The following is a 20,287-nucleotide window of genomic DNA, read 5'->3' as shown; positions in this document are numbered from 1 at the left end:
AGCGATGAGCCAGGCTCCTCTCCTTGCAGATGCTCAAAGCAGCCAAGAGCGGTTGCTTGTGATTTACACCGGCGGCACGATCGGTATGCAGCCTCAGGCTAACGGGCTCTCACCTGCCGGTGATTTTCCTGAACGCTTGGCCAGCGCACTGAGCCAGCTGCCGTTGCGGGACCAACAAATGCTCCCTGCTTATGATGTCATCAGCTACTCACCTCTTATTGATTCCAGCGCGGCGACCCCAATGACATGGCAGCAGTTAGCCGCCGACATCGCCGAGCGCTTTACAGAGCATCGTGGTTTTGTGGTGATTCACGGTACCGACACGCTAAGTTGGACCGCCGCTAGCTTAGCCTACCAATTGCAGGGCTTAGATAGGCCTGTAGTGTTGACGGGTGCCATGGCTCCCCTAGAGGCTCCTAACAGCGATGCCTTACAAAATCTCTACGGCGCCCTACGATTTGCTGCCCATCCCGAACTACAGGAAGTGGCCATTTATTTTGCCAACCGCCTGCTCAGAGGCACGCGCGCCATCAAACAGCACAGCGAGGCTGTCGAGGCGTTTTCCTCACCCAACTACCCACTGCTGGGCGAGCGCATCGGCGACGACTTTATTCTGTTCCCCAGCCGCGGCTTGTCTTACCAGCAGCGCGGGGCTCCGCGCTTTGAGCTGGTGGACTACCAGCCTGTCGCCAATGGCGAGGTGGTTCGCATTACCCTATGGCCTGGCATGGCGCCCTGGCAATTAGAGGCGTGGCTTAGCCATCCAAACGTGAAAGGCGCGCTGCTACAGCTATGGGGCGCAGGCAATTTACCGGATAACCCCGCGCTACTAGAGGTGATTGCCAAGGCGAGCGGAGAAGGCAAACTCATCGCCGCCATCAGCCAATGCCCACAAGGGCGTGTACATATGGGGGCTTATGCAGCAGGGCACGGTCTCACCGATGCTGGGGTGTTATCCGGCGATGACATGACGCCCGAGGCCGCCTACACCAAACTGGTGCATGTGCTAGCGCAACCAATTTCATTAGAGGATCAGAGGCGACGATTTTTAACGACGCTAGTGGGCGAACGTTAAATGATCTAGCCAGTACTACACTGGCATAGTGGTTTATTCCCGCTATGGTTAAACAATGTCCTTAACGTGTATTAACCACCCACTGGATAGGAAGCCACTTATGGATCAACCGGTACATCACTTTAGCGAACTATTTGAGCAGTTAGGGTTACGCTCGGATGCTGAATCCATCGAACGCTTTATTCAGCGGCACTCACCGCTGCCTAAGGAGATGCCGCTGGCAGACGCCCCCTGCTGGAATGAGGGCCAAGCTGATTTTCTAAAAGAAGCCGTGCAGGAAGACGCCGATTGGGCAGAAGTGGTCGATCATCTTGACGCCTCCATGCATAAACCTGTCTAACAACGCTCTCTTCAGCGCCGCCTATGGGCGGCGCTCAGCCATTTAAGCGCGCTTCAACACGCTCAAGAATTTGCCGACTGACCTTTCCCACTAATGGTTTCGCCGCTTTGTTTACCGCTTTTTCCATTAAACGGTTGCGGATATCGTACTGCAGAGTCAGTGCTACTTCCGTCCCCTCAGGCACTTCGCGCAGCTGATAGCGACCCTGGTTTTTCACCCCCTCCAACGACTCCCAAGCCAAGACATGGGGTGGCTCAATCTCAGTAACAGCAACATCAAATGCCCAATCCATCCCCACTGCTCTCACATGCCAGCGGTAACGGTTTTCACCCAAGCTGTCGATGGAATGGATAAGATCGGAATAATCGGCAAAATCCTCCACGCGGCGCAGAAGATCAAACACTCGCTCCGGAGACGCTTTGATGATTTCGCTATGTTTTATAGTGGCCATAAGTATCTTCCTAACGGCTAGAGCCAGTAGCTTAACATGGCAACCAGCCACCCACACACCGAATGAGAAGCACCTCAAGCGCGGCGGATGCTGGTCAGATTAATCGCTATTGCGTAAACTGCCGCCCTTCCGGACCGGACCCCGGAACACTGTCTTGCCCAATTGACAAGTACGCATAAATTCTCCGACTATGAGCAACTTGTATGTCATCTACCGCCACACCAGACGCTAACGCGTCAGCCACCGTCGTGATTTACTCAGGCGGCATGGATTCCTTCACTGTGTTACACCGAGCCATTCGGCGAAGGGCTTAACGTTCACGCCCTCTCTTTCGACTATGGCCAGCGTCATCGTCGGGAGCTCGATACCGCCCGCCAAGTGTGCGAATCGCTGGGCATCCCCCATCAAGTCGTTGATATTCGCGCGATTCACGGCTTGATTGATAACTCAGCGCTAACCAATAGCGCTATCGACATGCCCACCGGCGACTATGATGCTGACAATCTCAGCGCCACGGTGGTGCCCAATCGCAATATGATTCTACTGTCACTGGCGATTGCCAAAGCGGTCAACATTGGCGCTGCGCGCGTCGATTATGGCGCTCACGGCGGCGATCACATCCTATATCCCGACTGCCGCCCCGAGTTTGTGGAAGCCATGAACCACGTAGCTGGCATTGCCAACTTTGAGCCTGTTGCGCTGCATGCCCCTTACCTGCATGCCAGCAAGGCGGATATTTTGCGCGACGGGCTGAGCATGGGCTTGGACTATCGTCACACGTGGACCTGCTATGAGGGCCGCGAGCTTGCCTGCGGCCAGTGCGGTAGTTGTCGCGAGCGGTTGGCCGCCTTTGCGGCTAATCACAGCGTCGATCCTCTCGACTACGCCATCGACACTTCACAGGTGGCGCACTGATGTATCACGTTAAAGAAGCCTTCTACACCTTACAGGGTGAAGGCGCCCAGGCAGGTCGTGCCAGCGTGTTCTGCCGTTTTACAGGCTGCAATCTTTGGTCAGGCCGGGAAATAGATCGAGCGAACGCACAATGTACCTTTTGCGACACCGACTTTAACGGTACCGACGGAGTTAATGGCGGCCGGTTTAACACAGCCCAGGCGCTGGCAGAACACATCAAAGCGCTGTGGCCTCAGGAAGCTAACAACGCCGTGCCATACGTGGTATTTACCGGCGGCGAACCGCTGCTACAGCTCGATACCGAGCTCATTGCCACGCTGCATAGCGAAGGCTTCGAAGTGGCAGTGGAAACCAACGGTACGGTGCCCGCTCCTGCGGGCATTGACTGGCTCTGCGTTAGCCCTAAGGGTAGCAACCCGCTAGCGATCACCCAAGGCGATGAGTTGAAACTGGTTTTCCCCCAGGCCGATGCGCCACCGGAGCAGTTTTCTCACCTCGCCTTTAGTCACTTCTTTTTACAGCCGATGGATCTCAGCGCCGTCGCTCAAAAGAGTATTGCCACCGACGGCGCGGCGACCGTTCAGGCCACCACTGCGTACTGCATGGCCAACCCACAGTGGCGGCTGTCACTGCAAACGCACAAAATCGCAGGATTTGAGTAATGGCGCTATTTGTTAACCACCTGACCCATATCGATGTCTCTCTTTGGTGCCCCACGAAAGGGTTGGTTGGCTGTAGCTGGCAAGTGGATGCTCAACTAGAGGGTGAACTAGGCGAGGACGGAATGCTGTTCGACTTCGGTGAAGTAAAGCCGTGGATCAAACGCACCCTGGATAGCGGACTGGACCACACCCTACTGGTGCCCACCCAAGCACCCGGTGTTGAGGTCAGCGAATGCGATGAAGGGCTCTGCATTCGCACCACCACGCCCTACGTGATGGAAGTTCGTGGACCGACAGAGGCATTTACCCTGCTTCCCTGGGCATCGATCACTCTAGAACGGGTGACTCAGCACCTCAGCGCCCAACTCACCGAGCAGCGGCCAGCCAATGTTGAACGCGTGACGCTCACGCTAAGCGATGAGCTTATCAATGGTGCTGCCTATGGCTATAGCCATGGATTAAAACGTCATTCGGGTAACTGCCAGCGCATTGCCCACGGGCATCGCTCTCGCCTGCATATCTTCCAGGAACAACAGCGACAGCCGCAGTTGGAACAGCAATGGGGAGCGTGGCTGGATAATCGTTATCTTTTGGAAGAGAGGCAGATATAGCAGAGCATAGCGAGTCACAGCTCACCTGCCGCTATGAAGCAGCCCAAGGCAGCTTCTCAATCACCTTGCCATCTGAGCGCTGTAGCGTGCTGCCAAAGCCCACGACGGTAGAAAATATTGCCCTCTGGCTGGCCGATCAGATCGCCAAGCAAACGGGGACCGCCACTCACGTATACGCCTTTGAAGGAATCGACAAAGGCGCGACGGCACAAGCGAGCCCATGAGCGAGTTGATCACCAGTGACAGCAGCGCCACATGCCGAGCAGGCTGCGGCGCTTGTTGTATAGCTCCGTCTATTACATCGCCGATACCCGGAATGCCCGAGGGCAAACCGGCGGGGGTGCGCTGCGTTCAACTCGACGCCAACAACTTATGCATGCTGTTTGGCAGCCCGCTGCGCCCGATGGTGTGCGGGCAGTTCGATTATGACCCCACCGTGTGTGGCGAGCACCGCGATGAGGCGCTCGCCACGCTGTCGTGGCTAGAAGAGAGCACTCGCTGAACGTTTAAGCCTCGTTTTCAACACTCAGCGAGTGGGGCAAACGGCGATCCAGTAGGCTAACCCAGCGCACCAGCACCGGTGCATCGCTGTGGCTAACCTCGCTCAACAGGCGACGGAACGCCTCTTTTGCCTGCTGATCATTGGGTGAAATCCGCGTAAGCCAAAGCTCCAAGGCCGCTAACTCTTGATGGCGGTTGCCGTGTTCCCGTGACTGCACAATCGCCATTTCGGCAAGCGCCTTTACTTCACTGGCCGGGTGCCCCAGCAAGTCACGCACTCTGGCCAGTTGAGTCGCCAACTCGGGCAAAAAGAGCGTGGTGCGCTCTCGGGCAATCACCAAACACTGATCCAGATACTCCTCGGCGGCCTTTAACTCGCCAAGTTCAATACAGGCATCTGAGTACCAAAGGACGGGGCGCTGGAAACGATCTCGCCCATTCAGCTCAGCCATCTGGTCCAGACTATCTCTTAATTGGACTAAACCAGCGTGATCCCCCGCCATGGCCCTCTGCCAACCCAACACACCTTGGGCGGAGATTTGCCACAGCTGAAGGTCCGGCGTGCCCGTCATGGCGGCCGCGCGCTCAGCATGGCGTGCCGCAAGATGCACATGCCCTAATTGGCGATAGAGCGCTGCGGCAAACATTAACGCCATGGCAAGCGTTCCCGGGTGACCAATTTTCTCAGCAAGACGGATGGCCGACGAGACGTGACGCTCGGCGCGCTGATAGTCGCCACGTAAACAGAGTGCCCAGCCCTGGAAGCAGGCAGCTGTCACTTGCGGGTGATCCGAGAAGGGCAGCCACTCGATCATCATTTGCGCATTGAGCGGGTCGATTTCATCCAGGTGGTCATGGGCCTGCTGAATTCGTCCGGCCCAGTACTCACAGTGCGCCCGGGCATAGTCGGCCAAACGGCGATAGCGCGGGTCTTCCAGACGCTCGGCAATATCCGCCAAGGTAGAGGCAAGTGCAAACGCATCGGCATGGGCGTAGCGCTGGCTGCGGCCTACCCACAGCCCCCACTTGACTAGGAAAATTTGTTCTAAATCTTCCGGGTCTTCCGGCGAATCACCACCGGATTGACGCAGCAGCTCCCGGGCGCGCACAAAGCTTTCGTGGGCAGTGGGCGAGCCATGGCCTTCCAGCGCAAACGCTGCCTGCCCACGCACGGTAAGTAGGCTGACCTCACGTTCCACTTCATGGTCAACGTGGCGCAAACTGGCCAAACCGAAGTCGGCCATCCGCAGCGCCGTACGGTTCGCGCTCACCTTCAGCGCTTCACGGGCAGACAGTTCGAAATAGCGCGCGCCTCGAGCGTAGTGGCCGCTGCGGCGCAGATGGGTGGCGAAATCCCCCGGATGGCGGCTGATCCACACAGGGAAACGCTCTTCAATCAGCGTAACGACCTGCTGGTGCAGCTTGACCCTTACATCCCGGGGGCAGGAGAGATAAGCCGCTTCTTGTAGTAGCTGATGGCTAAACTGGTACTCGTGCTCGCCGCTCTCTTTATCAACCGGCTCAATAATTTCCAGCAGGCGCATATGCTCTACGGCTTGAGAAATCCGCGCTTTATCCCAGCCGCTGCATTCAGCCAGGAAGTCGAGGCGGAAGCGTTTGCCCAGCACCGCCGCAATATGGGCAATTTCCCGATCCCCTTCCAGCTGATCGATACGGCTGGCCAGCAGGCCAAGCAGCCCTTTGGGCAACTCATCGAACTGGACGCTGCGCCCTTCGCGACGGTCCATATCCAGACGACGGCATATCTCCTGCATGTAGAGTGGCACGCCGTCGCATCGCTCAATAATCTGATTACGCAGCCGAGGGCTCAAATGCATTCGATAACGGCGCGATAGCTGGGAGAGCAGCCGAGACGACTGCAGCGCATCGAGCTTGCCGAGGGTAATTTGCTGATCCCAATGCAGCTTCACTGGTAGCGCTTCACGACCGTGATGACTGGCCACCAGCATGAAGGCCGTATTGATGGGCAGACGAGCTTGTAAACCGGCCAATACTTTGAAGGAGGGTTCGTCCAACCACTGTAGATCATCAACCATCAAGACGAGAGTCTGGGTGCCAGCGCGCTGGACGATCAGACGGAGCAGCAGTTTCACGACCAACTCTACCGCTTCCCCGCTTTGGGTAAGCTGAGTAATTTCCTGAACGTCCCTAACCCCCAGCGCCTCTTCCAACAGCTGTTGGCGAGCATCGTCTAGCGCTGTATCACCCAACGATGCCTGCAACTCATGCAATGCTTCTTGAGTAGGCGTGGCGCCTAGATGCCACGCCAAGAGAGAACGGGCCACCCCGTAAGGCTCTAACACCGACAAGCGTGTGGTTGGCTGCCAACAGATAGCGGCATCGCGGCTAAGTTCAAGCTGACGAAAACCAACCATCAGCGCCGATTTTCCCATGCCTGAGGCACCCCGCACCAAGACACTTTGCCTTAAGCCGATACCCGCTCTTGCCAGCGCATCACGCAGCGTACGCAGTGACGTTTCGCGGCCGACCAGACTAGGCGGCAGCGCATCCCGGCCGCCTTCATTCTGGCCTAACACCAGCGCCCGCAAGCGCACTCGACCATCGCTTGCCACCAAGCGCGACACCAAGCGCGGCTGCAGGTCCAGTGCCGGGGGCATGTGCTGGCTGGCTTCTTGAGAAATCACTAGTTCACTACCTTCAGCAGCGCCCATTAGCTCAAGGGAGACCTGGGTGACTTGGCCAAGCGGGTCAGCCAACTGACGTTCAGGCAGATAAACCACACGGCCGCTATGTAACCCAGCCGCCAGCTCAAACGAAGGCGCTTCCCCTTCCCCACCCCAATGGCGCTGAGTTTCCGGCGGCAGCGCTTGGCGGCAGTGTTCATAGAGCGCTACCAGCTCGGCAAGCTGATGCGCAGGGCCGTGGGTGCCAAACACGCCAGTCCCAAACCGCCGGTGGCCCCTGGCAGCCAGAAGCCACCTAAGTGATGGCACTGCTGCTCTAGCCAGCGCAATAGTTCCAGCTGAAGCGCTAGACAGTTACGAGTTGCCGCCCGGTCTTGCCAGTCGCCTTTCAGACGTAAGCGAATCGCCATAACCGACAGTTGGCGAAGCTCAATCTCATCTTCACGCAGCGGCTTGCTATCGGCTGCCAGTGCACGAGAAAAAGCGCCCTGGGGCGACATGGCTCGCGGGTCGTGGTTGCCGTCCGACCAGTAGCTGGCCAACTGTAAGAAACTGGGCTCCGGCTGCTGGCCCGACAGCGCGAGCAACTGCAAATAGCTGTTGTACTGCTCATGAGCAGCGGCCATTTGATTTTTTTCGGCCAGTTGACGCACCAAACGTTCATGGAAAGGCCCATAGCCTGAAAAGCGGCTCACCAGGCCTTCCAGCATGTCGTCTGGCGTTTCGTCGTGAGCTTCAAGCACTTGCTCGGCAACCCGGATCACCCGCTGACGCCACTCATTGCGCACCTGCACTAGCCAGCGCTGAAATTCGCTGCAACTTGCCAACTGCAACTCTTCAATTAGATCGCCTTGGTAGCATGACATCACCTCCTCAAGGGTTTCTAAATCCTTGGGGCCTTCTAGCAACTGCTGCAGGTCATGTAGATCTACCTGCCAGTGGGCAGGTAAATGAAAGGCGATAGTCTGTCGCGATACGTTCAATACCTGATCGGCGTTATCACCCATGGACTGACGCAGGCAGTGCAACGCGTGGCGCAAGTTGGTACGACCTGACGAAAGCCCCTGGTCTGGCCAGAGCAGCTCAGCCAGTGCCGCACGATTGACCGGCTGGCGATGCAACAAAAGATACACCAACAGGGCCTTAACTTTGTCGTAACTGAAATGAGTGAGTACATCCTCCCCCTGGGTTAAGGAGAAGTGACCAAACAAGGTCAGCTGGTCTGTCTGTTGAGCATCGCGCATGATACACATCCTGCCTGACTAGCAGCGGCTTAGGCGGGCACGCCGCTATGGAAACGAAACGCCGTATCCGGAGTCGTCATCAGCTCCGCTTCACGTGCGACAAAGAAGGCAATACGGTCATCAATCGGCTCAGCGGTCTGTTGACGCGCCAACAGCAGATAATCTTCAAAATGGCGCCCTTCTGACTTCACCAGCGTGCGGTAGAACTTCGCCAGTTCTTCGTCTAAGTAAGGGATAAGGCGGGCAAAGCGCTCACAGCTTCGTGCCTCAATTAATGCGCCAATAATCAGTACATCGATTAAGCGCTCAGGATCGTTACTGCGTAAATGTTTGCGCAGCCCCTCGGCATAGCGCGAGGCAGTGAGGTGATGATAGGCCACCCCACGCTTTTCCATCAGGCCCACCACTTGTTCAAAGTGCAGCAGCTCTTCGCGGGCAAGCTGAGACATTTTGCTTAATAAAAGCGGCTGATCGACATAGCGGTAAAGCAGGCTCATCGCGGTGGAAGCCGCCTTCTTCTCACACTGCGCATGGTCAATCAGCAGCGTTTCAGGATTGGCAAGCGCCCACTGCAACCACGCATCAGGCGTTGGGCAGGCAAGAAACTGATGCAGACTTTCTGGTAGCAAATCATCCGCTGAAAGGGAGTGATCTGCTGTTTTTAGTGCCATTAGTTGTATAGACATAATACCGCTACCGAGCGTTTATCTCACTATTGTATAACATATAAACGCCGTTGGCGTTTGTTCCCTAGCTATCCGAAGGCCACTTATTTAATGGCGCCTCAATTCTCATATAGCATATTTCTAATATATAAGCTCAGCTTATTTGGCGCTCCACACACCGCCTAAACCACTTCACTACGTTACTTAATAACGAATTAATCGTATGCCTATGGTAACGCGGCATCACAATAATCACACCCGCGCTTACCTCAAAACACCCCTGCTGGTAAAAAACTTTCAGATTTTGGGCACATTAACTAAAAAAGCCGCAAGAAAGGAGCTCAATATCAGCGCCTCAACATAAAGTACAAGCAGGCACTTAGCTTGGCTTCTTAACATTGTCGACAGTTTCCCGTAGAATCCCGCTCATCCACCAGACGCTGTTTGTCAAGCGTATGTCACGTGTCCGAACGCCTCACCCACCGTGCTAGTAGTCGTTCGGCACCACTGATTCATCACTACTAAGAAGATGAGAGGGCCCCAACGTGCTTGAAGCTTACCGCCAACATGTCGAGGAACGCGCCGCAGAGGGCGTCCCACCTAAGCCCCTAACCGCCGAGCAAGTCGCCGCCTTAATTGAGCTGCTCAAAGCGCCCCCGGCGGGTGAAGAGGAATTCATCCTTGACCTGATCACCAACCGCGTTCCGCCCGGTGTTGATGAGGCCGCCTACGTAAAAGCGGGCTTTTTGACCGCGATTGCTAAAGGGGAAGCCACCTCTCCATTAATTGATAAAATTACCGCCGTTAAACTGCTAGGCACCATGCAAGGCGGTTACAACATCGTCTCTATGGTGGAGCTGCTGGATAACGAAGAGCTGGCCCGTGAAGCTGGCGAGCAGCTGAAGCACACCCTGCTAATGTTTGATGCCTTCCACGATGTGGAAGAGCGTGCCAAAAAAGGCAATGCCGTCGCCAAAGACGTCATTCAATCCTGGGCAGATGCCGAGTGGTTCCTCTCCAAGCCAGCTCTGGAAGAGAAAATCACCCTGACCGTTTTCAAGGTGCCCGGCGAAACCAATACCGACGATCTCTCTCCAGCTCCGGATGCTTGGTCACGCCCCGACATTCCGCTGCATGCTAACGCGATGCTCAAAAACGAGCGCGAAGGCATTGAGCCTGAAGTACAAGGCACCACTGGCCCGCTCAAGCAGATCGAAGACGTCAAAGCCAAAGGCTTCCCGGTTGCCTACGTAGGTGACGTGGTAGGTACCGGCTCTTCACGTAAGTCAGCCACTAACTCCGTGCTATGGTTCTTTGGTGACGACATTCCTTACGTCCCGAACAAGCGCGCTGGCGGCTTCTGTTTCGGCGGTAAAATCGCGCATATCTTCTTCAATACCATGGAAGATTCCGGTGCCCTGCCGGTAGAAATGGACGTTTCCAAGCTGGAAATGGGCGACGTCATTGACGTTTCTCCCTACGAAGGCAAAGTGTGCAAGCACGGCACCGATGAAGTGCTGAGCACTTGCGAACTGAAAACTCAGCTGATTCTTGACGAAGTGCGCGCCGGCGGCCGTATTCCGTTGATCATCGGTCGTGGCCTGACCGGCAAAGCACGCGAGTCACTGGGCTTAGCACCTTCTGACGTATTCCGCCTGCCCGACCAGCCTGTCGATACTGGCAAAGGCTTTACCCTGGCGCAGAAGATGGTCGGCAAGGCCTGCGGCATGGATGGCGTACGCCCCGGCATGTATTGCGAGCCGAAGATGACCACTGTGGGCTCGCAAGATACCACTGGTCCGATGACCCGTGACGAACTGAAAGACTTGGCTTGCCTAGGTTTCCAGGCAGACTTGGTCATGCAGTCGTTCTGCCACACGGCGGCATATCCGAAGCCAGTAGATGTGGACACTCACCACACCCTGCCGGACTTCATCATGAACCGTGGCGGCGTTTCGCTGCGCCCCGGCGACGGCATCATCCACAGCTGGTTGAGCCGCATGCTGCTGCCGGACACCGTAGGTACTGGCGGTGACTCCCACACCCCCTTCCCGCTGGGTATTTCGTTCCCTGCGGGTTCTGGCCTGGTGGCCTTCGCCGCTGCTACGGGCGTAATGCCGCTGGACATGCCGGAATCCGTTCTGGTGCGCTTCAAAGGCAAGCGCCAGCCGGGCGTCACATTGCGCGATTTGGTTCACGCCATTCCGCTGTACGCGATTAAGCAAGGTCTGCTGACTGTCGAGAAATCCGGCAAGAAAAACGCCTTCTCTGGTCGCGTGCTGGAAATCGAAGGCCTGGAAGACCTCACCGTTGAGCAGGCATTTGAGCTTTCCGACGCGTCCGCTGAGCGTAGCGCCGCTGGCTGTACCATTACGCTGTCTGAAGAGAGCGTGACCGAGTACCTGAAATCCAACATCACGCTGCTGAAGTGGATGATTGCCAACGGTTACGGTGACGAGCGCACCATCAGCCGTCGTATCGAAGGTATGGAAGCATGGCTGGCTGATCCGAGCCTGATGCGTGCTGATAAAGACGCCGAGTACGCCGAAGTCATCGAGATCGACCTCTCTGACATTAAAGAGCCGGTTCTTTGCGCCCCGAACGACCCGGATGACGCCCGCTTACTGTCTGATGTTGCCGGTGAGAAAATCGACGAGGTGTTTATCGGTTCGTGCATGACCAACATTGGTCACTTCCGCGCGGCAGGTAAATTGCTCGAAAAACAGCCTGCGGGCAGCCTGAAAACCCGCTTGTGGCTTGCGCCACCGACCAAAATGGATCAGCACCAGCTGACCGAAGAGGGTTACTACGGCATCTATGGCCGTGCAGGCGCCCGCATGGAAATGCCGGGATGTTCACTGTGTATGGGTAACCAGGCACGCGTTGCAGCGAAAAGCACCGTGGTGTCCACGTCTACACGTAACTTCCCGAACCGTCTGGGCGATGGTGCAAATGTTTACCTCGCCTCGGCAGAGCTAGCAGCGGTTGCTGCTGTAGAAGGTCGTTTGCCGACCGTTGATGAGTATCAGCGTTACATGGGTGAGTTTGACGCCATGGCAGGCGAGATCTATCGTTACATGAACTTCCACGAAATCGAGGAGTATCAAAAAATCGCCTCGAACGTGATTCCGGTAGCCCAAGAGGCTTAATCGCCAGTGGCACCGACCCATCGCCGATGCTCGCAACATCGCAGCCAGGGAAATCCCTCGCTGAGCCGATGACAGAACGCCCCTTCCTTTCGAGGTTGGGGCGTTTTTTATGACGCTGTGAACCATAGTGCCGAAAACATAGGAGTAAACGATGACAACGACAACCCAAGTGGTCACCCCCGATCTGTGCGACGCTTACCCCGACGTAGAGGTGCTAGAGCCCCTCTTTGCTAACTTCGGCGGTGTCGACAGCTTTTATGGCCCAATTCGCACGGTAAAGTGCTTCGAAGATAACTCAATGGTCAAACAGGCTGTGGCGGAGCCTGGCGAAGGTGCCGTACTGGTTGTGGATGCCGGCGGCTCTCATCGCTGCGCGATGTTAGGCGATATGCTGGCAGAGCAGGCAGCGCAAAATGGTTGGGCAGGCGTATTGATGTACGGTTGCGTGAGAGATGTCGACATTTTGGCCACGCTTCCTTTAGGCGTACAGGCACTCGGCAGCCACCCGCGTAAAAGCGAAAAGCGCGGCGAAGGCCAGCGGGATATCGCCGTAACGTTTGCGGGCGTTACTTTAAGAGTTGGCCAGTGGCTGTATGCTGATAATAACGGCATTATTATCGCCGAGCAGCCCTTAAAGCTCTCCTAAACCCGCTTGTCAGGGCTGGCAGTTAGTGCCACCCTGATGCTTCACTCTGACACTTTTGTGACTATGCAGCCGCTCACTCAATTAGGCGACGCTCTTCTTCGCACTCTCCGAGATCACCTCCGTCCGCTCATAGCTTATCACTTGCTGTTTACCCTACTGGCCTCTGCCTTATTGGTACCGGCCGTTGCCTGGGTATCGCAACGCCTTTTGGCACAGCTAAACCGCACGGTGGTCACCACGGATGCACTCTTAGCGCTGCTCTTTAGCCCACTAGGGTTATTGGTCATGCTGGTGGGCCTTGGTTTTACGTTTTTACTCATTTACTGGCAGCAGGCTGGCATGTTGCAAGTGGCTGTCCGGTCAAAAGACAACCACTACCGGCTGGCGTTCGAGGCACTCTGGCTGAGCACACGACGGCTTCCCGCTCTGACGGTACTGTCGATTCTTCAGGCCGGTGCCCACCTGTTGCTGCTTGCCCCCTTTATGATGGCCCTCGCTTGGTTACACGATCTATGGCTTAGCGGTATCGACCCTTACTATCTACAGCGCATTCGCCCTCCTGTGCTGTGGTACTTTTTAGCTTGCGCGACACCGTTGGTGGTTATCTGGATGATCTTAGCAGCGTGGCTGTATCTGCGCTGGCTGCTGGCACTGCCACTTGTGGCGCTGGAATCTTGCTCACCGTATCAAGCACTCAAGCGAAGCGTTTATTTAACACGTGGCTGGCACCGCTCTATTGGGGTGGCTGTGCTCAGCCTGCTACTGATCATTATTAGCTTACCCATTATTACCACATGGCTGTTTGACACGGTGGTCACGCCCTTATTGTGGTGGCTACCAGAGCACAACGCAGTGCTGATTCCAGCGATGCTGGCCTATTTAACCGGCTATGTGCTGGTAACGCTCACCATCACTTTCCTCGGTATTGCTACTAACGCTCTGCTGTCCGCCTGCCTCTATTTACAGCTGGCCCATCATGAACCACGCCCTGCGCCGCCTTCCCACGATGCGCACCCTGGACGCATGGCATGGGCGATTGAACTTAGCGTGCTGCTGCTCGCTGGGCTACAGGCGTGGTGGATTCTTAACAGTTTTGAGATTCGCGATAACGTGGCCATCATCGCCCATCGCGGAAGCTCCATGGTGGCACCGGAAAACACCCTTGCTGCCGTGTCTCAAGCGCTGGAGGATGGTGCTGACGCCGTAGAGCTGGATGTTCGCCTGAGCGCCGATAATCAGGTCATGCTCTATCACGACCGAACGCTCGCCCGCCTCACCAGTGATCCTCGAGAATTTGGCGACCTTACCCGTAGCGAACTCAGCGAGTTTGATGTGGGTAGTTGGTTTGGCGACGCCTTTCAAGGGGAGCGCATAGCGGGGCTGGATGAAGCGTTGGCCACCGTCCGCGGGCGCGCATCGCTGATGATCGATATGAAAGCCCTGCCGGGACAAGAAGAGAGGCTGGCACAAGCAGTCATCGATGCACTGGGGCAGGAAAGCGACATACGCTATCGCTGCTGGGCCACCCAGCAAGAAGCACTAACAGCCGTGACGGCCTGCGGCTTTCCTAACGCGCTGATGAATATGCGTATGGCGACCATGTCACCTGCCCTGGTGCGTTACATTAAGCAAAAGGCCCCCGAGCTGCGTGTCACTCTGCTAGCACAGCTCATTCTTCCAGGCACTTTAGATCGACGCCAGTTTGATGCGTTAGGCCTTCGCCATAACCGTATTAGCGCCCAGGAGGTGAGCCTGGCGGCGCTTTTCGGTTACGAGATTCATGCCTGGACGGTCAACGATCGGGCGCGCATGTCGGCGCTGATTGACCTCGGCGTTGATGCCATCATTACCGATTATCCTGATCGCTTGCACGCCTTAACAGAAGACCGCCGTGCGCTAAGCGACGGCGGTCTTCTGTTGGTCAAGCTACGCAACTGGTTACGTCAGTAACAGTCGGGGCGTCGTTTACTCACCCATCACGACGCCTTCCCGACGCGGGTCGGCACCACCAAACAGTGTGCCATCCTCCAATCGCCGAATCGCCTGAAGGCCGCTCGTGAGCTCACGTTCGCTCACGTTGTGACCCCGCTCACGCAGCGATTCGATGATCTCTTCAGGGAAGCGCCCCTCCTCTAAGTAAACATCACCACCCAACGTAATCGCATGGGGAAGACTCAGCGCTTCCTGAGCGTTCAACCCCCAATCGCGCATCGCTGCCAGTGTTCGAGCAGTATAGTGGATGATCGCGGCGCCACCAGGGGAGCCGAGGCTCGCCACCAGCGCACCGGTTTCCTGATCAAATACCAAGGTGGGGCTCATACTAGAGCGTGGCCGCTTACCAGGCTCCACTCGGTTAGCCACCGGCTGCCCGTCCACCTCAGGAGCAAAAGAGAAATCCGTCAGCTCGTTATTCAATAAATAGCCGCCAGGCAGGTCAGTGCCGCCATCCGCCAGAATACGCGAACCAAAGGCTTGCTCAATGGTGGTCGTCATCGCAATCGCATTGCCATCGGCATCCACAATGCTGATATGGCTGGTGCCATACTCAGGTTGCTCGGGCTGGCTGGCAAAACTAACGGTCAATTCACCTGGATTGCCCGGTTCGGCGCTCTCACCCATGCTCTCTTCACCGATTAGCTCGCTGCGTTTACCAAGGTAATCAGGCGCTGGCATGAGCGACCAGTCACCGCCCGGTGCCTCGACAAAGTCAGGGTCAGCAATGTAGCGGCCCCGGTCAGCAAACGCCAGCCGCGAGGCTTCTAGAAATTGATGCAGCCAGCCACTACTGGTCACGCCATTTTCCAGCGGCGCTTCCAACAGCGGTTGCTGGTCCAGCATACCGAGAATTTGCATGATCGTTAGATGGCCAGAAGAGGGAGGAGGAAACCCGCACACTTCCCACTGCTGCCAGGGGGTGCATAGCGGCTCACGCTCAAGAGATTGGTAACCACTGATGTCATCAAGCGAGATTTTACCGGGTCGAACCGGATGCGATTGCACCTGCTCAACAAGATCCTCCGCGACCTCACCTTCATAAAAGGCAGCGCTGCCCTCTTCTGCAATGCGACGCAAAATAGCGGCTAAGGCAGGATTTTTTAGTGTGGTGCCCACTTCCAGGGGCTCTCCATCGGCGGAGTAATAAAACGCTTGAGCCAGGTCGTTTTCGCGCAGATCTTCGTCATTAGCCAGGCTGGTGTGCAGCCGCTGGCTCACCGCGAACCCCTCTTCCGCCAGTGTAATCGCGGGAGTAAAGAGCTCTTGCCAAGCCAACTGGCCGTGCTCAGCATGGGCCTGTTCCAACATACGCAAGGTACCGGGCACGCCCACCGACAACCCGCTGGCGACCGCTTCCATAAAAGGCAGAGGCTCGCCATCTTCCATAAACCAGCTCGCCGGTTACGGCGGCAAGCGCCGTTTCACGGCCATCATAGGCCTGTACATCAGCACCATCAAAGTGCATCAAAAAAGCGCCGCCACCAATCCCACTGGATTGCGGCTCCACCAGAGTTAATACCATTTGTACGGCTACCGCCGCATCAATGGCATTCCCCCCGGCCTTGAGCACCTGATAGCCCGCGTCGGTAGCCAGCGGGTTAGCCGCCGCCACCGCGAAGGAGTCTGCCGCCCATCCCGGCTTCTCCTCAAAGCCTGACCCTACTTCTGGTGTAATGGAGGGTGTTTCGTAACTAAACCCCCAACTCACCATTGGCGCCAGCAGTAAACCCGTGAGTGAGAGTGCCCTTTTTGGCAGCATAACCTTTCTCCTTAAACCGTGTCTCAGGCGTGAATCACCAAGGCGTAACCGCCTTTTGAGCGCTCAAGCAATAGCGTAGCCTATAAAACGACTGCGCCCGGCACAATGGCCGGGCGCAAAATAGCAAGCACGCTAATCAAGCTGAAGGAGGCTTAAGCAATAGTTTCCCCCGCCAACATGAACCACGTTTCCAGCACTGCATCGGGGTTGAGTGACACGGAGTCAATGCCCTGCTCCATCAACCACTTGGCAAGATCCGGGTGGTCCGAAGGGCCTTGGCCGCAGATCCCCACGTACTTACCTTTCTCTTTACAGGCCTTAATAGCCATGGCCAGCAGCTTTTTCACCGCGGGGTTACGTTCGTCAAACAAGTGCGCGACGATGCCGGAGTCTCGATCCAAACCTAGCGTTAGCTGAGTCAAGTCGTTCGAGCCAATCGAGAAACCGTCAAAGTACTCAAGGAACTCATCCGCCAGCAACGCATTGGCCGGCAGCTCGCACATCATAATGACTTTCAAGCCGTCGGGATTTTCGTCACCACCGCGCTTCAAGCCGTTGGCGGCGAGCAAATCGACCACTTCCCGAGCTTCGTCTGTGGTGCGCACAAACGGCACCATAATCTCGACGTTTTTAAAGCCCATCTCTTCGCGCACACGCTTCAGCGCACGGCACTCAAGCTCGAAGCAGGGGCGGAAAGATTCTGAAATATAGCGAGACGCGCCACGGAAGCCCAGCATCGGGTTCTCTTCGCCCGGCTCATAGAGTTTGCCGCCAATCAGGTTTTCGTATTCGTTGGATTTGAAATCCGATAGACGGACAATCACACGCTGTGGATGGAAAGCTGCCGCTAGCGTAGAGATCCCTTCAACTAATTTATCGACGTAAAAGCTCACCGGGTCAGCGTAACCAGCGGTACGGAGATCGATCACCTGCTGTAGATCAGCAGGCAGCGTATCGTACTCAAGCAGCGCTTTCGGGTGCACACCAATCATGCGATTGATGATGAACTCAAGACGCGCCAAGCCAACGCCTGCATGGGGCAAGCTGGCGAACCCGAAAGCACGATCAGGGTTGCCCACATTCATCATGATTTTAAACGGAATTTCTGGCATCGAGTCAACGCTGGACACGTTGCAGTCAAAGGCCAGCAACCCTTCATAAACGTGGCCGGTATCCCCTTCCGCACACGAAACCGTAACGTCAATGCCTTCTTGTAGCTGCGTGGTCGCATCGCCACAGCCAACCACCGCAGGAATGCCCAATTCCCGTGCAATAATCGCCGCGTGGCAGGTACGCCCACCACGGTTAGTCACGATTGCCGAGGCGCGCTTCATGATGGGCTCCCAATCTGGGTCCGTCATGTCGGTGACCAAGATGTCGCCTTCTTGAATTTTGTCCATCTCGCCTGGGCTGAGGACAATCTTAACTGCCCCGCGGCCGATACGCTGGCCAATGGCACGGCCAGTAATCAGCGTGCGCCCTTTCTCACGCAGTTGGAAGCGCTCAAGCTTACCGCCCTCCTGCTGTGACACGACGGTTTCAGGGCTCGCTTGAACGATATAGAGCTTGCCGTCGTCGCCATCCAATGCCCACTCAATATCCATCGGGCGCTGGTAGTGTTGCTCAATGGTCACTGCTTGACGAGCAAGATCCATCACCTGCTCATCGTTGATGCAGAAGCGGCCACGGTCTTTGAAAGGCACGTCAACGGTTTCAACAGATTTACCGGCGCTGGCATCTTGACCATACACCATTTTAATCAGCTTAGAGCCTAACGTGCGGCGCAGAACGGCCGGGCGGCCAGCGGCCAGCGTGGATTTGTGAACGTAGAACTCATCCGGGTTAACCGCGCCTTGCACCACGGTTTCACCCAGCCCCCAAGAGGCCGTGACAAAAACGGCATCACGGTAGCCAGATTCGGTATCCAGGGTAAACATAACGCCTGATGCGCCGGTTTCAGAGCGCACCATCTTTTGAACGCCCGCTGACAGCGCAACATTCTCGTGGGCGTAGCCACGATGCACACGGTAGGAGATGGCGCGATCGTTAAACAGCGAGGCAAACACTTCATGCACCGCATGTTTGATATTGGCAAAACCTTCAATATTCAAGAAGGTTTCCTGCTGCCCAGCGAAGGAGGCATCGGGAAGGTCTTCCGCCGTAGCGGAGCTGCGCACGGCTACTTTGAGGCTTGGATGTTGCGTTTGGAGCTGTTCGTAGGCATCGCGAAGCGCGGCTTCAAAGCCAGGCGGCAGCGGTGTATCAATGATCCACTGGCGAATCGTTTTTCCTGCCTCAGCCAGTGCTTTGACATCATCGACATCTAAACGAGCAAGCTTGTCGTTAATGCGGTCGTTCAGACCTTCGTGAGAGAGAAACTCGCGGTACGCGTGAGCAGTGGTCGCGAAGCCGCCTGGCACCGTGACGCCTACACCCGATAAATTGGAAATCATTTCGCCAAGCGAAGCGTTTTTACCACCCACGCGTTCGACGTCTGCCATACCTAGCTGATCGAACCACAGAATGTACTCTTCCACGCAACCCCCTCGCTTTTAGACTTCGTTACGACCCGTTGGGACGACACTAATAGACGTTGTCACCCTAGCACTGCGGCACCGTATTCGCCATTGGTCTAACAGCGAAGGGAGTGGAGGATTTTTACAACAAATACACGAAATTAGCGTTTTATGTAGTATCGACTAGGCGTTGTGCTCGTCGTTTGCACAGCACACAATAGCTTATCTATGAACATAGCAGACTGGCGGATCAGGTTATGAAACGAACAGCTTTCTTTATTTCGGATGGCACCGGCATCACCGCAGAAAGCTTAGGGCGCAGTCTCTTAGCGCAGTTCAGTGATGTGGAGATCAATATGCTGACTAAACCGTATATTGATACGGTTGAAAAAGCACAGGCACTGGCACAGATTATCGAATCGACCGCCGTACGCGACGGCTGTAGACCGATCATCATTGATACGATTGTGGATCAACAGATTCGTAACGTTATCCGCCAAGCGTCAGGGTTTAAGGTCGATATTTTTTCGACGTTTCTAGAGCCCCTTGAGCAGGAGCTGGAAACGCACTCTTCCTACAGCGTCGGCAGAACGCACTCCATCGGTAGCGACGACGTTTATATGGATCGCATCCACTCGGTTCACTTTGCACTCGATAACGACGATGGAGCACGCACCCACCAATACGACAAAGCCGATATTATTCTAGTGGGGGTTTCCCGCTGTGGTAAAACGCCGACCTCACTCTACTTGGCGCTGCAGTTCGGCATTCGCGCCGCGAACTATCCGCTCACCGAAGATGACCTGGATGAAGATGGCAGCTTGAAGCTACCCAAAGCGCTGGCACCTCATCGGCACAAGCTGTTTGGCCTTACCATTGATGCACGCCGACTCTCAGCCATTCGTAATGAACGCCGCCCCAATAGCCGCTATAGCTCGATGGATCAGTGCTTACAAGAAGTAGAGCAGGCAGAATCGCTGTACCGGGCAATGCATATTCCGTTTATTGATACGACGCGATTTTCAATAGAAGAGATCTCTACGCGCATGATTGCGGAAACCGGCCTAGCGAGGCGGTTCTCACCCCGCTAGG

11 protein-coding genes and 4 pseudogenes are annotated in these 20,287 nt (G+C 56.0%); 10 read left to right on the top strand and 5 right to left on the bottom strand.

Annotation, left to right across the window (positions count from 1 at the left end; genetic code table 11):
• Window positions 1–4: 4 nt before the first annotated feature.
• Window positions 5–1,075, top strand: a complete 1,071-nt coding sequence (locus tag B4967_RS16995; RefSeq protein WP_083026490.1) for an asparaginase — start codon at window positions 5–7, stop codon at window positions 1,073–1,075.
• 100 nt (window positions 1,076–1,175) lie between these two features.
• A complete protein-coding gene (locus tag B4967_RS16990) occupies window positions 1,176–1,415 on the top strand; it encodes a DUF2789 domain-containing protein (RefSeq protein WP_083026489.1) in 240 nt (79 codons plus the stop codon).
• 34 nt (window positions 1,416–1,449) lie between these two features.
• On the opposite strand, the gene B4967_RS16985 is transcribed toward B4967_RS16990, so the two are convergent.
• Entirely contained in the window at window positions 1,450–1,866 is a 417-nt protein-coding gene (locus tag B4967_RS16985) for an SRPBCC family protein (protein WP_083026487.1), read from the bottom strand.
• A gap of 203 nt (window positions 1,867–2,069) precedes the next feature.
• On the opposite strand from B4967_RS16985, the pseudogene queC reads away from it, so the two are divergent.
• The 4 genes and pseudogenes from queC (at window position 2,070) to B4967_RS16965 (ending at window position 4,556) form a co-directional block, all read left to right on the top strand.
• A pseudogene (gene queC / locus B4967_RS16980) lies at window positions 2,070–2,781 on the top strand (7-cyano-7-deazaguanine synthase QueC).
• Window positions 2,781–3,443: a 7-carboxy-7-deazaguanine synthase gene (queE, locus tag B4967_RS16975; RefSeq protein WP_062360366.1), complete on the top strand. Its 663-nt coding sequence runs from the start codon at window positions 2,781–2,783 to the stop codon at window positions 3,441–3,443. The pseudogene queC and the gene queE overlap by 1 nt, the downstream one beginning before the upstream one ends.
• A pseudogene (locus tag B4967_RS16970) lies at window positions 3,443–4,278 on the top strand (6-carboxytetrahydropterin synthase). The gene queE and the pseudogene B4967_RS16970 overlap by 1 nt, the downstream one beginning before the upstream one ends.
• Complete coding sequence (locus B4967_RS16965; RefSeq protein ID WP_083026486.1) at window positions 4,275–4,556, top strand: YkgJ family cysteine cluster protein; 282 nt, start codon at window positions 4,275–4,277, stop codon at window positions 4,554–4,556. Before B4967_RS16970 ends, B4967_RS16965 begins: the two are co-directional and overlap by 4 nt.
• 4 nt (window positions 4,557–4,560) lie before the next feature.
• Here B4967_RS16965 and B4967_RS16960 read toward each other — a convergent pair.
• Window positions 4,561–8,465, bottom strand: a pseudogene (locus B4967_RS16960) (AAA family ATPase).
• A 29-nt stretch (window positions 8,466–8,494) separates the two neighbouring features.
• Window positions 8,495–9,151 (bottom strand): MiaE family protein, encoded by a 657-nt coding sequence (locus tag B4967_RS16955; protein ID WP_054640852.1) that lies wholly within the window; start codon window positions 9,149–9,151, stop codon window positions 8,495–8,497.
• Between the two features lie 524 nt (window positions 9,152–9,675).
• Between B4967_RS16955 and acnB the strand changes: the two genes are divergently transcribed.
• From acnB to B4967_RS16940, 3 genes are all read left to right on the top strand, one after another.
• Window positions 9,676–12,279, top strand: coding sequence for a bifunctional aconitate hydratase 2/2-methylisocitrate dehydratase (acnB, locus tag B4967_RS16950; protein ID WP_083026484.1), 2,604 nt, complete (start codon window positions 9,676–9,678; stop codon window positions 12,277–12,279).
• Between the two features lie 151 nt (window positions 12,280–12,430).
• Window positions 12,431–12,925, top strand: a complete 495-nt coding sequence (gene rraA, locus B4967_RS16945) for a ribonuclease E activity regulator RraA (RefSeq protein ID WP_044628284.1) — start codon at window positions 12,431–12,433, stop codon at window positions 12,923–12,925.
• A 6-nt stretch (window positions 12,926–12,931) separates the two neighbouring features.
• Entirely contained in the window at window positions 12,932–14,875 is a 1,944-nt protein-coding gene (locus B4967_RS16940; protein WP_083026482.1) for a glycerophosphodiester phosphodiesterase family protein, read from the top strand.
• Between the two features lie 15 nt (window positions 14,876–14,890).
• Here B4967_RS16940 and ggt read toward each other — a convergent pair.
• Together ggt and ppsA are read right to left on the bottom strand one after the other, a co-directional pair.
• Window positions 14,891–16,679, bottom strand: a pseudogene (gene ggt / locus B4967_RS16935) (gamma-glutamyltransferase).
• Window positions 16,680–16,831: 152 nt separating this feature from the next.
• Window positions 16,832–19,216, bottom strand: a complete 2,385-nt coding sequence (gene ppsA / locus B4967_RS16930) for a phosphoenolpyruvate synthase (protein WP_083026480.1) — start codon at window positions 19,214–19,216, stop codon at window positions 16,832–16,834.
• A 236-nt stretch (window positions 19,217–19,452) separates the two neighbouring features.
• Here ppsA and ppsR point away from each other — a divergent pair, with 236 nt between their 5' ends.
• Window positions 19,453–20,286: a posphoenolpyruvate synthetase regulatory kinase/phosphorylase PpsR gene (gene ppsR, locus B4967_RS16925; protein WP_044628288.1), complete on the top strand. Its 834-nt coding sequence runs from the start codon at window positions 19,453–19,455 to the stop codon at window positions 20,284–20,286.
• Window position 20,287 lies beyond the last annotated feature (1 nt).

Source organism: Vreelandella lionensis (assembly GCF_002087295.1).
GTDB classification, from domain to species: Bacteria; Pseudomonadota; Gammaproteobacteria; order Pseudomonadales; family Halomonadaceae; genus Vreelandella; species Vreelandella lionensis.
This window is presented reverse-complemented; position numbering and strand designations above follow the sequence as displayed.